At 58.0% G+C, this 13,212-nt stretch carries 13 protein-coding genes; 12 read left to right on the top strand and 1 reads right to left on the bottom strand.

Features of this window, described 5'->3' with window-relative positions; translation table 11 throughout:
• Window positions 1-142 precede the first annotated feature (142 nt).
• The 7 genes from C7459_RS02460 to C7459_RS02430 all read left to right on the top strand — a co-directional run bounded on the left by C7459_RS02460 (window position 143) and on the right by C7459_RS02430 (window position 9,122).
• Entirely contained in the window at window positions 143-1,609 is a 1,467-nt protein-coding gene (locus tag C7459_RS02460; protein ID WP_109685986.1) for a phytoene desaturase family protein, read from the top strand.
• Between the two features lie 125 nt (window positions 1,610-1,734).
• Window positions 1,735-3,687 carry a LysM peptidoglycan-binding domain-containing protein gene (locus C7459_RS02455; RefSeq protein WP_109685984.1) on the top strand — a complete coding sequence of 651 codons (1,953 nt, stop codon included), beginning with the start codon at window positions 1,735-1,737 and terminating at the stop codon, window positions 3,685-3,687.
• Window positions 3,688-3,788: 101 nt separating this feature from the next.
• Entirely contained in the window at window positions 3,789-4,790 is a 1,002-nt protein-coding gene (locus tag C7459_RS02450; RefSeq protein ID WP_109685982.1) for a hypothetical protein, read from the top strand.
• A 34-nt stretch (window positions 4,791-4,824) separates the two neighbouring features.
• Window positions 4,825-5,898 (top strand): mannose-1-phosphate guanylyltransferase, encoded by a 1,074-nt coding sequence (locus C7459_RS02445; protein ID WP_109685980.1) that lies wholly within the window; start codon window positions 4,825-4,827, stop codon window positions 5,896-5,898.
• Between the two features lie 13 nt (window positions 5,899-5,911).
• The gene (locus C7459_RS02440) at window positions 5,912-7,285 is read left to right on the top strand and encodes a CotS family spore coat protein (RefSeq protein ID WP_109685978.1); all 1,374 of its coding nucleotides are present in this window, start codon (window positions 5,912-5,914) and stop codon (window positions 7,283-7,285) included.
• A gap of 162 nt (window positions 7,286-7,447) precedes the next feature.
• Window positions 7,448-8,389 (top strand): phosphodiester glycosidase family protein, encoded by a 942-nt coding sequence (locus C7459_RS02435; RefSeq protein WP_109685976.1) that lies wholly within the window; start codon window positions 7,448-7,450, stop codon window positions 8,387-8,389.
• 13 nt (window positions 8,390-8,402) lie between these two features.
• The gene (locus C7459_RS02430; protein WP_109685974.1) at window positions 8,403-9,122 is read left to right on the top strand and encodes a hypothetical protein; all 720 of its coding nucleotides are present in this window, start codon (window positions 8,403-8,405) and stop codon (window positions 9,120-9,122) included.
• Window positions 9,123-9,177: 55 nt separating this feature from the next.
• Here C7459_RS02430 and C7459_RS23090 read toward each other — a convergent pair whose 3' ends face one another.
• Window positions 9,178-9,330, bottom strand: a complete 153-nt coding sequence (locus C7459_RS23090) for a hypothetical protein (RefSeq protein WP_170119217.1) — start codon at window positions 9,328-9,330, stop codon at window positions 9,178-9,180.
• 124 nt (window positions 9,331-9,454) lie between these two features.
• Here C7459_RS23090 and C7459_RS02425 point away from each other — a divergent pair, with 124 nt between their 5' ends.
• From C7459_RS02425 to C7459_RS02410, 5 genes are all read left to right on the top strand, one after another.
• Window positions 9,455-10,597 carry a phosphohexomutase domain-containing protein gene (locus tag C7459_RS02425; RefSeq protein ID WP_109685972.1) on the top strand — a complete coding sequence of 381 codons (1,143 nt, stop codon included), beginning with the start codon at window positions 9,455-9,457 and terminating at the stop codon, window positions 10,595-10,597.
• 78 nt (window positions 10,598-10,675) lie between these two features.
• Entirely contained in the window at window positions 10,676-10,813 is a 138-nt protein-coding gene (locus C7459_RS23085) for a hypothetical protein (RefSeq protein ID WP_170119216.1), read from the top strand.
• A 16-nt stretch (window positions 10,814-10,829) separates the two neighbouring features.
• Window positions 10,830-12,023 carry an ABC transporter permease gene (locus C7459_RS02420; protein ID WP_170119215.1) on the top strand — a complete coding sequence of 398 codons (1,194 nt, stop codon included), beginning with the start codon at window positions 10,830-10,832 and terminating at the stop codon, window positions 12,021-12,023.
• 2 nt (window positions 12,024-12,025) lie between these two features.
• Entirely contained in the window at window positions 12,026-12,724 is a 699-nt protein-coding gene (locus tag C7459_RS02415) for an ABC transporter ATP-binding protein (RefSeq protein WP_109685968.1), read from the top strand.
• Window positions 12,709-13,212, top strand: coding sequence for a hypothetical protein (locus C7459_RS02410; protein ID WP_109685966.1), 504 nt, complete (start codon window positions 12,709-12,711; stop codon window positions 13,210-13,212). Before C7459_RS02415 ends, C7459_RS02410 begins: the two co-directional genes overlap by 16 nt.

Raw genomic sequence — 13,212 nt, 5'->3', positions numbered from 1 at the left:
AAAGAGATGTGTCGATAACCGGCACATCTCTTTTTTATTACAATAATTTTAAAATAACAAGATATCATTTACCTTCTGTGAGTTGATGGTTATAATTTATGTGACATCATTTACCAAATACTCGAAAGGAGCCTGATGCCGAATGTCTCAGCGATATGACGTCATCGTCATTGGTGCAGGGTTAGGCGGATTGACTACGGCTGCGTTGTTGGCGAGAAATGGCGCGAAGGTGCTGTTGCTGGAGCAACACTATGTTGTAGGTGGTTGTGCCAGCACATTTCGTAGAGGTCCCTACCTGTTCGACGTGTCGGTACACTTGATGGGCGGCATGGAGGAGGGCGGTTCTGGACATAAGATTCTGCAAGAGCTCGACGTGCTGGACCGGTTGCCGCTGGTGGAAGTCTCCCCGATGTACCGGGTGCAGATCGGCAACGATTCCTATGACATCCCGGCCAATCTGGATGAGTTTGCTGCGGCGTTGGTGGGGTGGTTCCCAGACGAAGCCGTGGCGATCAAGGAGACGATGAGCGAGATCCGCGACTTTGGAAACGCGATCCTCGACTCCGAGAAACTGACACCGAACTTGTTGCATCGCTTGCCGGAGTTTCACCGCAAGCCAGTTGACCAATACCTCGCAGGAAGGTTCCGCAATCCACGCATTCGCTTCCTGATCACCTCGCTATTTCCCTACATCGGGGCGACGCCAGATGAGTTGGAGACGCTGTTCTTCATGGGGGTGTTGGCCTCGTATCATGGAGGGGCGTTCTACACGGAAGGCAGTTCGCAAAAACTTGCGGACGCACTGTCGTATGCGATTACTCGTGACGGTGGCGAGGTCAAGTTGCGCACCCGCGTGGACAAGATCTTGATCGAGGATGGCCGTGTAACCGGCGTGCGCACGAAAAAGGGGGAGGAATACCGGGCCACCACAGTCGTCACCAACGCGGACATGAAGACCACGTTCTCGACACTGGTGGCATCCGAGAACCTGCCCGCAGGTTTGGCAGGAGAGATTCAACGGATGCGCTCCTCGCACTCGGCGATCCTGTTGTACGCAGGGATTCGCAACGATGGCTGGGAGTCGCAACTGCCGCATGAGATGATCGTGTACCCGCAGGAGAACTTCCACAAAGACAACAACGGATTCAACCCGCTGCACCCAGAACTCGGTGGCTGGTTCATCGTCACCCGCCCGACGAGCACCGATCCGCGACTGGCTCCCGAAGGCAAGTCGATCGTAGCGTTTCAGATCGGGTGCGATGCGGAGCTCGTCGAAGTGGTGCGCGAGGAACGGGGAAAAGAGTTCGTGACCGAAGCTGCGTTGCAGATGTTGGAAACGCACTTGCCCGGTCTTCGCGAGCGCATCGAGCAGTTGGAAGTCGCCACGCCGCGCACGGTCAGACGCTACACGGGCAACACCAATGGGGCGGTGTATGGCTGGAAGAAATCGTACAACCAACCGTGGAGCAAAAGCGCCGCCGGACCGACGGCGATCTCTGGACTGTATGCGGCAGGACACTGGACGAATTCTGGGCATGGCGTCTATGGCGCAATGCGTTCGGCACGGCAAACGGCGCAGGCGATCATCGAAGCTTGGAAGCAATCATAAAATGAGAGTTCTTATAATGGAAGAGATGTGTTCGGGGAACCGGACACATCTTTTTTTGTGGCATATGGGTACAGGCAGTTTCATAGATATGAACGTGACGTTAGTGAACGAAGGAGGGACTGTGTGTGGCGGAGTCGGAAAACAAGCCGTCGATTCGGATTCATGTCGACCAGCAAATCACGATAGAAGGTGTGCGCGGCCAAGAGGAAGTGGAAGACGCGACGGTCGCGACGGAGATCACTGGATTTGATGTAGAAGACGATCTGTATGTGTTGCGCGGGGCGCTTTCGTTCAGCGGGTTTTTCCGTCAGGTGGAAGAGGAGGACGGCGAGGCGGAGTTGCCAGATGCGTTCGATGATCGAGATGTATTTGCCGCTGGAGAGGAATTGTCGGATGCTCCGGTGTTGCCGTTCCATCACCGCTTGCCGTTTTTGCTGCAAGTGCCAGTGACTGCACAAGAGGTACACCAGCGTGAATCCGGCTCGCTGTACGTCAACCCCAAGATCGGCCAGTGGAACGTCCACGTGCTGGGCGAGGAGACGATCCATCTGCGCGCGGAGTTGGTCTTGCAAGGGCTGTCCGGGCAGGAGGGGTATGTGTTCCGCTGTGGCTCACAGGAAGAGGGAGTCAAGCCTGCGACCTCGCTTGACCACCTGCTCGATCAGGAGGAGTCGCGGGCGATCGTGCCTCCCGCGCTGGAAGAGGAGGAGTTCGAGGCTCCGTTTGAAAACGCGTGGGCGTCCAACTACCGCCAACAGCTCGATGCGGTCGAGGCGCCCACATCGGAGGATGACTGGTTGATCGAATCGCCAGCCCCAGATGCGCAGAGTGCGCAGGCGGAATACACCGCTGAGCAGGAGGAATCTGAGGATGACGATGTGATCTTGTTCACGCCTGACCCGCGCTTGGTATTCCCGGTGCCGGAAGCGGTCGATCAGATTTTCCCACACGCCTTGCCGTTGAACGAGCAGGATCTGTTCGACCAAGCACAGGCGATGTTCGAAGATGCGCGACGTCAGTTTCCAGAGTTGCAGGACATCGACTTCGAGCAAGCATCCCGCGAAGTGCTGGACCAATTCCAAGTGAATAATCTGGAAGAGTTGCAGCGAAACCTGTTCGAACAAGCCCAAGCGTTCCAACCGGAGGCGTTTCTGCAAGAAGGAAGCTTCGAACCGCCGCTTCAGCCGTATCAACCGATCCAGTCCTCGGCGTCTACTTCGTACCACGAGGCGTACAACCGCATCGTCGCTCAGCACGGCACCCCGTCCCCGGTCGATGAGGACGCATTTGTCGTGGAGGATACGGATGTCCACGAGCTGACGGAACTCAGCCACTATGAGGAAGATGTGCGATCAGAGGCGGTTTCAGAAGTCGCGCAACACGAGCAGAGCGTGTACGAGGAAGTGGTACATGACGAGGAAGTTCCGTCTGCACAAGCCTTGGATTCAATAGATGCGGTGGAGGCAGTAGAGGCAACCGAAACTGTCGAGGCACAGGATGAGTCCAACGCCGAAGACACTGACCGCCCGATCCTCGATGTTGTTGCCGAACAGATCGAAGCCGAGTATGAGTTCGAAGATGAGGTGCCAGAGTCGCAAGTGATCTTGGCAGCCCCTGAAGTCGTCGAGCAGCCACATGCCAGCGGCCCGAAACTGTCGGTGGGCAGCAAGTCGTCGTTTGACCCATCCACAGGCGTCAAACTTTCCGCCCTGCTCGGCGAGTCGCGGCCTCGTGAACAAGAAAGCCATACGTTCGGTTCCATCGTCGGCAACAACGGTGGCAGCATCACGGAGCGCGCCATCGTTTCCAACAATGGTAACAACGGCAACAGCATCGAAGATGTGCCGCCCGTCTACAGCCAGTACGACAGCGCACATGACTCGGTCTGGGGCAACTTCCTGCGCCAGAAAGAAACCAAGACCACGCTGAAGTTCCGCATCGTCCACGAGGCAGACTCGCTCGGCGATCTCGCAGAACAGTACAACACCACGCCTTCGGAATTGCAACGCGCCAACCGCCTGCAACGTCAAGAGGTGGAAGCCGGACAGATTCTCTACATCCCGACGAAGCGCCGCTAATGCAAAAAACAAGCCGGACGACAAGTTGTCCGGCTTGTTTTTTTCGTCTACTCGCTGGTACAAACGCATAGGCTTACAGCAAGAAAAGGGAGGGGAGAAGTATGGACAGTGCGCAAGTAGATGTGATCCTCGAATCTGTACTGCCCCGGTATGGCATGCGCGTTCGCGGGATCATGCCGCTCAACCCACAGACCGTTCTGGTGGACAGCGACCGCGGCGTGAAGCGCCTGCGTATCGATACGGATGAAAAAGTGGTGGGTCGACGCCATGCGCTATGGGAGCACCTCGCCAAGCAGGGATTCCGCCGCATCCCACGGCACATCCGTTCGCTGTACGACGAGTCGTGGATCGTGATCGACGAGCAGGTTTTTACGCTGGCAGACGATTGGGAAGGACGAACACCGGAAGTGATGCCGCTCGACATGCGCCTCATCGGGCGCAACCTCGCCCACCTGCACCAAGCCTGCAAAGGGTTACAGCTCGATGCCGACATCGCGTTGCCCAAACGCCACGGCACCTGGTTGCAGCGCTTCACCCAAGCGGGCGACGAACTGGCGCAACGCCATGAACAATGGGCGGAGCAGCGTTCGCGCAACGCGATGCAAGAACGCTTTTTGGAGCACTATGACTGGGTTGCCGAGCAGATCGGAGCGGCGGTCGAGGGGCTGACGGTCGGGCATTACGAGGAAACCGCCCGCCGCGCTGAACAGGAGGGGGAATTCTCTGTCGGGGACTACCGCCTCGCTGACCTGCGCATCAACATGGAGGGCCGTGTCGCGACGATGCACATCGATGACGCGATTGCCGACCTGTCCCTCTATGATGCCGCCAAGTTTGCACATGGGCTGGTCGAGAAGGGCGAGTACGACATGGCGCGGCTGTTCCTCGATTCCTACGCTGAGTCTGGGCAGCTCCACGAGCAGGACGTGATCGTGATCGACGCCTACCTCGCGTTCCCGCACGCGGCATACCGTCACATCTCGCAGTACGCCCGCTTGAAAAAAAGCGCCGACGTCTTCGCCGATCGACTGGAACAGGCGGTGTTCCAAGGCCAGTCGCGTCGTCCGATCCTCTACGGCGCGGACAGCATCCGATGGTCCTAAGCGGTCGGAGAAGCTCGAAAGGAGGGACACCCCCATGCTGTACGCCGTAATCTTGGCCGGAGGAGTGGGGAGTCGTTTCTGGCCGAAAAGTTCGCATGCCAACCCGAAGCAGTTTTTGCAAATCTTCGGTGACAAGAGCCTCCTGCAGACGACCGCCGGACGCGTCCGACCGCTGATTCGTCAAGATTGCGTCTATGTCGTGACCAACGACCGCTACTTTGACAAGATCCGCGAACAACTGCCTGATCTCCCGCCTGAGAACCTGATCATCGAGCCGGAAGCCCGCGAAACGGCTGCCGGCATCGGACTCGCGGCGATCAAGCTGGCGAAGCGCGATCCTGACGCCGTGATGGCGGTGTTGCCGTCTGATCACTTCATCGGTGTGGAGCAAGACTTCCGCCGCTGCCTCTCCTGGGCGGCTGAGTTTGCCCGCAACCACAAGATGCTGGTCACGTTTGGCATCCGTCCCACGGAACCGAAAACAGGCTATGGCTACATCAAGATGGACTCCCTGCTCGTCAACGACAATGGCCGCCGCTCCTACCATGTCGCGGAATTCACTGAAAAGCCGGACTTCGACCGGGCGCTGCGCTTCCTGCAATCGGGGAAATACCTCTGGAACTCCGGGATGTTTGTCTGGAAGGTGCAGACGATCCTGCAAGCCTACCGCAAACACATGCCGGAGATGTACGAACAGCTCTCATACATCTATGATCACCTCGACACACCAGAGGAGCGCGACGTCATCCGCGAAACCTACGGCAAGTTAGAAAAACTCTCGGTCGACTACGCGATTATGGAGAAGGCCCCGAACGTTGCGGTGATCCCCGCCGATTTCGCATGGGACGACGTCGGATCATGGCGGTCGGTCGAGCGCTTCCTGACCCAAGACAACAGCGGCAACATCGTCAATGGCCTGCATGTCGGGATTGATACCCGCAAGTGCATCATCGAGAGCGAAGACCTGTTGATTGCGACAATTGGCGTGCGCGACCTGTTGATCGTGCAATCGGATCGCTCGATCCTCGTCGCTGACAAAGAGCGCGACCAAGAGATCAAAGACCTGGTGCGCCGCATCGAGAAGCGCGACCTGCGCGAGTTTTTATAAGGGGGAGTGTGCGATGGGGAAGCGAAAAGAAGAACGCGAATTGCACGAAACGTTTGACCTCTACGGTGCCGATGTGGAGATCCTGCGCGAGTGGGATCTGCCCGTGGAAAAAGTCCGCCAAGTGCGTGGCGTCCTGAAGATCTACACCACGGCCGGTGTTCGCATGTTGAAAAAAGTCAACGTCAGCCATGCGCGGTTGCGCTTCATCCACGAATCGCTGGAACATCTCTACGCCAGCGGATTGACCGCCGTTCCGCGCTTCATCCGCACCAAGTACGGCGACCCGTTCATCGTACACCCGACCGGTCTGTACTACCTGACCAACTGGTTGCCCGGCAAGGAAGCCGATTTGAAAAAAACCAAAAACCTCTTCCTCGCGGCGGAGACGCTGGCTCGCTTCCACAACGCCAGCGCAGGGTTTGCAGGCGGTGGCTTCGGTCATGAAACCCGCGAGGATTTCTCCGCCCAGTGGGGCAAGTACCGCGCCAAACTGGGCAGCTACGACCAGCACTTAGCAGATCGTCGCGACCATACGGCGATGGATCGCGTCTACACAGAGCACCGCCATGAGTTGGTGAAAATGATCGACCACGCCTGCGAACAGTTGAACGAATCACCTTACGGGGCGGTGTTGGAATGGGCGCGCGAGCACAAGACGATCTGCCACGGCTCGTTCTCGCGTCAAAACCTGATCGTCGACAAGGAACGGATGGGCATCGTCGATTTCGACCATTGCCACTTCGGACATCCGGTCCAAGACCTCGGTGCGTTGCTTTCTCGCTACATGCCGCGCAACGGATGGGATGCGGAGATCGGATTTGCAATCCTCGACGTCTATCGCGGGGTACGCGAGATCACGAAGGAAGAGATGACCGTGTTGGCCGCCTACCTCTCGTTTCCTTCGCGCACGTTGCAAGTGGTCGAGTCCTACTTCGAGCGCACGCGGGACTGGGATGTGGATCGCTTCACCTCACGATTGCGCAAGTCGCTGGCGCTCGACCGGGGACGGGAGACGTTCGTGCAAGACCTGATCGACCGCTACGGCCTGCAGATGGAAGCGCCGTCGTTCGCACCGCAATTGGATGACGTCGGGTCCTATGATCTGGAGGATGAGGAGTCTTCCTCGGCGGAATCTGCTCGCCGCGATGGCTGGGAGGAGCAAGAAGCGGACGAGAGCGGGCCGATCGCCGTGCAAGTGGAAGACCCGCAGAGCCATGTGACGCTGGCAAGGTTCGAAGAGGATGACGAACAGCTCGAAGAACGCTCGCAGCGCATCACCCAAGCGGCACATGTGCGCCAGAACCGTCCAAAAAGCAAACGCCCCGCAGAACCCCAACCGCGCCGTCGCCCGAGCCATGGCGGACCGTGGACACCGGGTCGTTCCTAAGGAGAAAAAAACCACCGAATGGTTTCTTCGGTGGTTTTCGCTATTTTTCGCTAAATTGTTACCTCCTGACAACACTTCCCCCTTGCTATCTCGTAGTCAAGTTTCGTAAAGTAGTAGAGATAGAGTCGGAAGCTACAAGTTGGGGGAACAGGAAACGTGCGCATGAAGAAATGGCTACTCCGTTTTGCAGTCGCAGTCGGCTTGGTGATCTATGTAGGAGCATCGAGTGTCCTCCTCGTGTTCTACGGACCGTTTGAACATCTGCGGTCTACGGCGGTCGGTTCGATCCTGACGTCTCGGCACCCGCAGTATGCAGAATATTTTTTGTCGCAAGAAAAATTACAGCAATACCAACCGCTCTCGATGGACGTCGCCGCCAAAGGCGATACCGAGATGCTGAATAACTACAGCGACATCACCGACAACAGCATCGAAGTTCTGCCGGTCGAGGAGAAACTCTTCACCGGCAAATTGATGATCGTCAAAAACCCGAAGCGCCTGCACGTCGAAGTCACGCAACACCTCAACGACGTTGGCGAGTTCGTGAGCGACATGGCGGATCGCACCAAGGCGGCGGCCGCGATCAATGCGGGCGGATTCCTCGACGTTGCGGGTCACGGCACCGGCGGTATCCCGATCGGGCTGACGATCACGCACGGCCAGACCGTCGTCAAGCCGACCAGCGATCCGATCATCGGGTTCACCAAGGACGGGGCGCTGGTCATCGGCAAGTACACCCCAGAGGAGATCGAGAGCCTCAACGTCACCGAAGCCGTGTCGTTCGGGCCCCAACTGGTACACAACGGACAAGGCATGATCGCCAGCGGCGACGGAGGCTGGGGCCGTTCGGCGCGTTCTGCCATCGGCCAACGCGCCGACGGTGCGGTGCTCCTGTTGGTGGTTCAAGGACGTGGTACAGGCGGCATCGGAGCCACGCTCAAAGACCTCGAACAACTGATGATCCAACACGGCGCGCTGATCGCCGCCAACCTCGACGGTGGATTTTCCGCCGAGATGTGGCAGGACGGGCAATTGGTTGTCCCGCCATCCAATCCGCTGGGCGAGCGCCCGGTCGCGACGTCGTTTGTCGTGAGCAAGAACTGAGGAGGAGAGATTCATGAAATCGTGGCAGAAATACCTGATCCTCTTCACTTCGGTCGTTGCGTTGCAACTGACGGGGTTCGTCCTCTTGGAACGCTACCTGACGCCGACCACGTCCGCTTTTACCGCGGTCGCCGTCGCGAAAAGTTCCACGCCCGTCGAGGACGTGCTCACCCCGCCAGACACCGCCTTGCTCTACGACATCGACGCGCGCGGCAAAACGATCGCCTACTACACGCGCAACGCGCAAGTCATCATCCAGAACCAGAAGCATCAGAACCTCGCCGTGCTCGACTTGGAGGGGGCGCACTATCTGCAATGGATGGACCAGGGCAAGACGCTTTTCTACCTGCGCCAACAGTGGGGTCGCTACACATTTGGCGTCTACAAGGTCGCGGAGAAAAAACTCGTCCCGCTCTACGACATGGACGGTCGGCAGATCCAGATTGAACAGTTGTTTAAGTCAACCTATTCGCAGTCGATCAACTTTCTCTACGAGCAGGATGGGCAGCTCAACCTCGGTTTCTACGAGTCGATTTTTGGCTTCAAGTCCTACTCGCTGTACGGGGTCAAGCCCAAGAAAACGTGGTTCGATGAAAAGGAGAACATCCTCTCGATCCAGGACGAGTCGGGCAAGGTCTACCATTACCAAAACGGACGCCCGACGACCGATGTCAGCGAAACGCACGAGGCGAAACTCAGCACCTCGAACCAACTGAACACGATCAGGCCGTAGGTAGCAAAAAACACCACGTTCGCGCGAGGCGCGGGTGGTGTTTTTTTTGTCGGCATCAAGTCCCGAGGAACATCGTCATCAACACGAGGAACAGCAACAGCAGGATCAGGATGTCCAACACATTCGGGAAGAACAGAGCGCGCAAAAAGATGATCCCGATCGCGGTGCACAACAACACCTTGACGATGCGTAACAGGTAATAGTACACGGCCGGCCCCTCCGTTTGGCAAAGGTTTCTTCCCCGTATCCTATGAGTCTGTTGCGCCCGGCGTGACAACGGCCCATCTCCTTGCATACTTTAATGGAAGATCGAGGAGAAGAGGGGATGCGAGATGGAAATCGTCTTTGGAGCGGAAGGCTGGCGCGGTGTCACGGCAGATGCGGTGACGATCCCGAATGTGCGGGTGGTGAGCCAGGCGCTGGCAGACGACCTCTTGGAACGGCAGGCGGAGGAACAAGGCGTGGTGATCGGGTATGACACGCGCTTTTTGTCAGAGGCGTTTGCGCGGGAGTGTGCCCAAGTGTTGGCAGGCAACGGGGTATCGGTATACCTGCTCGACACGGTGGTGCCGACGCCCTTGCTGTCGTTTGCCGTGCGCTACCACGGAGCTGCAGTCGGCGTGATGGTCTCCGGCGGGACTCGTCCTCCCGAATGGAACGGGCTGGCGTGGAAAGGCCCGCACGCCGGGCCGATCATGATCAGCGAACTCAAGTACCTCGCAGCCAAGGTCGGACGTTCCAGCCCGCGCAGCCGATCGCTGGAGTCTGCGATGCAGCAAGAACTGCTCCGCTATGCCAACTGTGACGAGCCTTACGTACACCACTTGTTGCGCCTCACCTCTGTCAGCGCTCGGAAAAAGCGTCGCCTCCGCCTCGTCGTCGACGCGATGCATGGGTCTGGTGGACACTTGCTCACCCAAGCGCTAGAGGAGTTCGGCAGTGAGGTGATCCCGATGCGGATGCGTCACGATCCGCTTTTTGGCGGGTGTGTGCCTGATCCGGCGATCGCGGAACAGCTCATGCCGTTGCAAGAAAAAGTCAAAGACTCGGGTGCTGACCTCGGGCTTGCGCTCTCCGGTGATGGAGCACGCCTCGCCGCTGTCGATGAAACCGGGCGCGTGTTGACCGGGCAGGAGCTGTTCGGACTGACGGCGTTGCACCTGATGCGCGAACGCGGCTGGCGGGGGTCGCTCGTGAAAACGTCAGATGTCGGCAAGCGGATCGTGGATGCCCTCGGCAAACGCTTCGACCAACGGGTGCGCGAAGTGGGCAAGGGGTTCAAAAACGTCCAGGACCGCGTACAGCGCGAGGACGTGCTCCTCGCAGGCGATGGTGATGGCAACTTGTTGATTCCACGGCATATGCCAGAGCGGGATGGGTTGTTCGTCGGGCTGTTGTTGCTGGAGCATCTCTTGTGGACCGAACAGAGCCTCGCGGAGGCCGTGGATGAAATGAACGGGATTGTGGAAAAGTAGTCCATACATGCCAAGGGTTGCATGCCCTTGGTCTTTTTATTATGATCAAAACTGACGCAAGAGAGTGAGGGAACGCAGATGTTGAACGGCATCGAGATCTTCTTCAATCTGTTGTGGCTGTTTCTGTTGGGATTCGGTGCGTGGATGACCGTGCGCATCCTGCGCAAGCCGGACCCATTTGATGAGGGGACGGCTGTCGTGGAGGACGAGGACTAGGAGGAGGTACAGGCACATGTGGCAACGCGTTCGATGGGCGTGGGGCAATCTGTGGCGCAAACCGCTGCGCAGTGCGCTGTTGGTGACGAGTACCGCGATGACAGCATCGATCCTGTTCTTGAGTTACTTTTTCCTCATGAGCGTCGATCGCAGCCTCACCGCCAGCGAGGCGAGATTCGGCGCGGATGTCATGGTCGTGCCCAAGCAGTACAGCGCTGTGGCGGAGCAAGTGATGATCTCGGGGGAGGTTTCGCCTTTTTACATGCCCGCGAGCGTTTTGGACAAGCTCCGCCAGATCCCCGAGGTGCGGCAGGTGTCGCCACAGCTCTATTTGACGACGTATTCGGGCGTCTGTTGTCAAGTTGAGGGCGATTTCTCCGTCGTCGCGTTCGACCCGGCGAGCGACTTCACGTTGCGAGGGTATCTCAGCGGAGAAGGCAAGCGCTTCAAGCCGGACTCGTTGCTGATCGGGAGCGAGGCGGGTGGCAAAAACGCGGTCAACCATGTTAAGTACAAAGCCTACCACGAACAGCTCAACCTGTTCGGACACCCGTTTGAAATTGCGCGGGTCTTGTTCCCGACGGGAACCGGCGCGGACAAGACGATTTTCATGTCGCTGGACAAAGCCCGGACGCTTGACGTCAAAGCGCCACAGGATACGATCTCCGTCGCGCTCATCCGTACCAACCCGGGCGACGAGGAGTATGTGAAGCGCCAGATAGAGCGCTCGATTCCAGATGTGACCGCCCTGACAGGCTCGAAGATTCGCGAGACGATCAACCGGCAGCTGAAGCCGATGCGGTTTTTGTCCTATTCGATGATCGGTGTGGTGTTGATCATGGCGGCCTTGCAAGCGATGACGCTGTTCTCGGCGCTCGTCAACGAACGGATGCGCGAGATCGGGATGTTCCGGGCGGTGGGTGCAGGCAAGTGGTCGGTGTACCGCTTGATGTTGACAGAAGCGGCACTGGCGGCGGTCGTCGGCGGGGGGATCGGTGTGTTTTTGATCGCGACGACGCTTTACGACAACCAGACGTTGATCATCAAGGCGTTCACGCTGCCGTTGCTTTTTCCAAACTTGCTGACGACAACTTGGTTGGCGGTGGCGGCGGTGGTGTTGACTGCCACGATCGGGATGCTGGCCGCGGCGGTGCCAACGCGCCAGATCCTGCGGCGCAATCCGTATGATGCGATCCGGGAGGGGGAGTAGCCATGATCGACTTGTGCGGCGTGACGAAAACCTATGATGGGCCGGGCTTGCAGGAGAATCGGGATCGGAAGCAGAAAATACATGCACTAGGTGGAATTGACTTACATATCCCGCGCGGCGAGTTTGTGGCGATCATGGGTCCGTCTGGCAGTGGGAAGTCGACGTTGCTTTCGATTCTCGGGTTGTTGAGCCAACCGACCGCAGGCACGATGGTGCTGGACGGGTTGGACGTGACAGGACTGCGAGAACGCGAGCGGACGCGATTGCGGGCGGAGCAGATCGGGTTCGTGTTTCAGTTTCCGAGCTTGGTGAACACCTTGAATGTGCGAGAGAACGTCTTGCTGCCCAAGATGCTGACTGGAAGTGTGACGAAGTCCGACCGCGCGCGGGCGGATTCGCTTTTGGCAGACATGGGGTTGGCCGGGCGTGAGGAGGAACGGTCGTTCAAGTTGAGCGGCGGGGAGCAACGGCGCGTGGCGTTGGCGCGGGCGTTGATCTCCGACCCGGCGGTGGTGCTGGCGGATGAGCCGACGGGGGCGCTCGACGAAGCGACGGCTGGAGAGCTGATGGGGTTGTTAGGCCGCTTGCATGCGGCCGGCAAGACGGTGGTGATGGTCACGCATGACCGCGCGATGGCGCAGTATGCAACACGCACCGTGAAGATAAAGTCTGGAGTGATAGGATCATGTTCTATGGATTAAATTGGAAGCGAATTCTGACCGTAGCAGGTCTGCTCGGTGTCGTGTCTGGCATTGTGCCGATGTTCTTCACACCGGATCTGTTGCTGTCGACATTGCCGGTGGCGATGATGTTCACGATCTACTTCATCGTCCAAAAAGTCGAGACGAAGCGTTTCACACACGGGATCATCGGGTCTGTATTGGCCGCGATCCTCTCGTATGTGGTGTATTTTATCTATGTGTACAGCAAGATGAGTGCGGCAGATGCGACGACGGCGCTGAAAAGCGCATTGGTTTCGTTGCCCTTGCTCGTGGCGGTGATCTCAGTATTCGGGACGTTCATTTTTACCAAAACCCACGAGTGGGCGGAGAAAAAGCGTCTGGAGCTCGAAGCGAAGCAAGCGGCTAAGAAACACGCCGACGAAAAATACGCGGTGAAAAACGACAAGCCGTATGTCCCACATGCAACGAAGAAACGTTATCGCAATACCAAGAAGAAGAAAAAGTAA

Source organism: Tumebacillus permanentifrigoris, from assembly GCF_003148565.1.
GTDB classification, from domain to species: domain Bacteria; phylum Bacillota; class Bacilli; order Tumebacillales; family Tumebacillaceae; genus Tumebacillus; species Tumebacillus permanentifrigoris.
The sequence above is the reverse complement of the archived record's forward strand: the minus strand, read 5'-3'. Positions and strand labels throughout refer to the sequence as shown.

Coding starts and splice junctions, on each gene's coding strand:
- C7459_RS02415 (WP_109685968.1), top strand. CDS start 12,026: ATGATCGACTTGTGCGGCGTGACGAAAACCTATGATGGGCCGGGCTTG.
- C7459_RS02420 (WP_170119215.1), top strand. CDS start 10,830: ATGTGGCAACGCGTTCGATGGGCGTGGGGCAATCTGTGGCGCAAACCG.
- C7459_RS02410 (WP_109685966.1), top strand. CDS start 12,709: ATGTTCTATGGATTAAATTGGAAGCGAATTCTGACCGTAGCAGGTCTG.
- C7459_RS02445 (WP_109685980.1), top strand. CDS start 4,825: ATGCTGTACGCCGTAATCTTGGCCGGAGGAGTGGGGAGTCGTTTCTGG.
- C7459_RS02450 (WP_109685982.1), top strand. CDS start 3,789: ATGGACAGTGCGCAAGTAGATGTGATCCTCGAATCTGTACTGCCCCGG.
- C7459_RS23085 (WP_170119216.1), top strand. CDS start 10,676: ATGTTGAACGGCATCGAGATCTTCTTCAATCTGTTGTGGCTGTTTCTG.
- C7459_RS02435 (WP_109685976.1), top strand. CDS start 7,448: ATGAAGAAATGGCTACTCCGTTTTGCAGTCGCAGTCGGCTTGGTGATC.
- C7459_RS02425 (WP_109685972.1), top strand. CDS start 9,455: ATGGAAATCGTCTTTGGAGCGGAAGGCTGGCGCGGTGTCACGGCAGAT.
- C7459_RS02430 (WP_109685974.1), top strand. CDS start 8,403: ATGAAATCGTGGCAGAAATACCTGATCCTCTTCACTTCGGTCGTTGCG.
- C7459_RS02440 (WP_109685978.1), top strand. CDS start 5,912: ATGGGGAAGCGAAAAGAAGAACGCGAATTGCACGAAACGTTTGACCTC.
- C7459_RS02460 (WP_109685986.1), top strand. CDS start 143: ATGTCTCAGCGATATGACGTCATCGTCATTGGTGCAGGGTTAGGCGGA.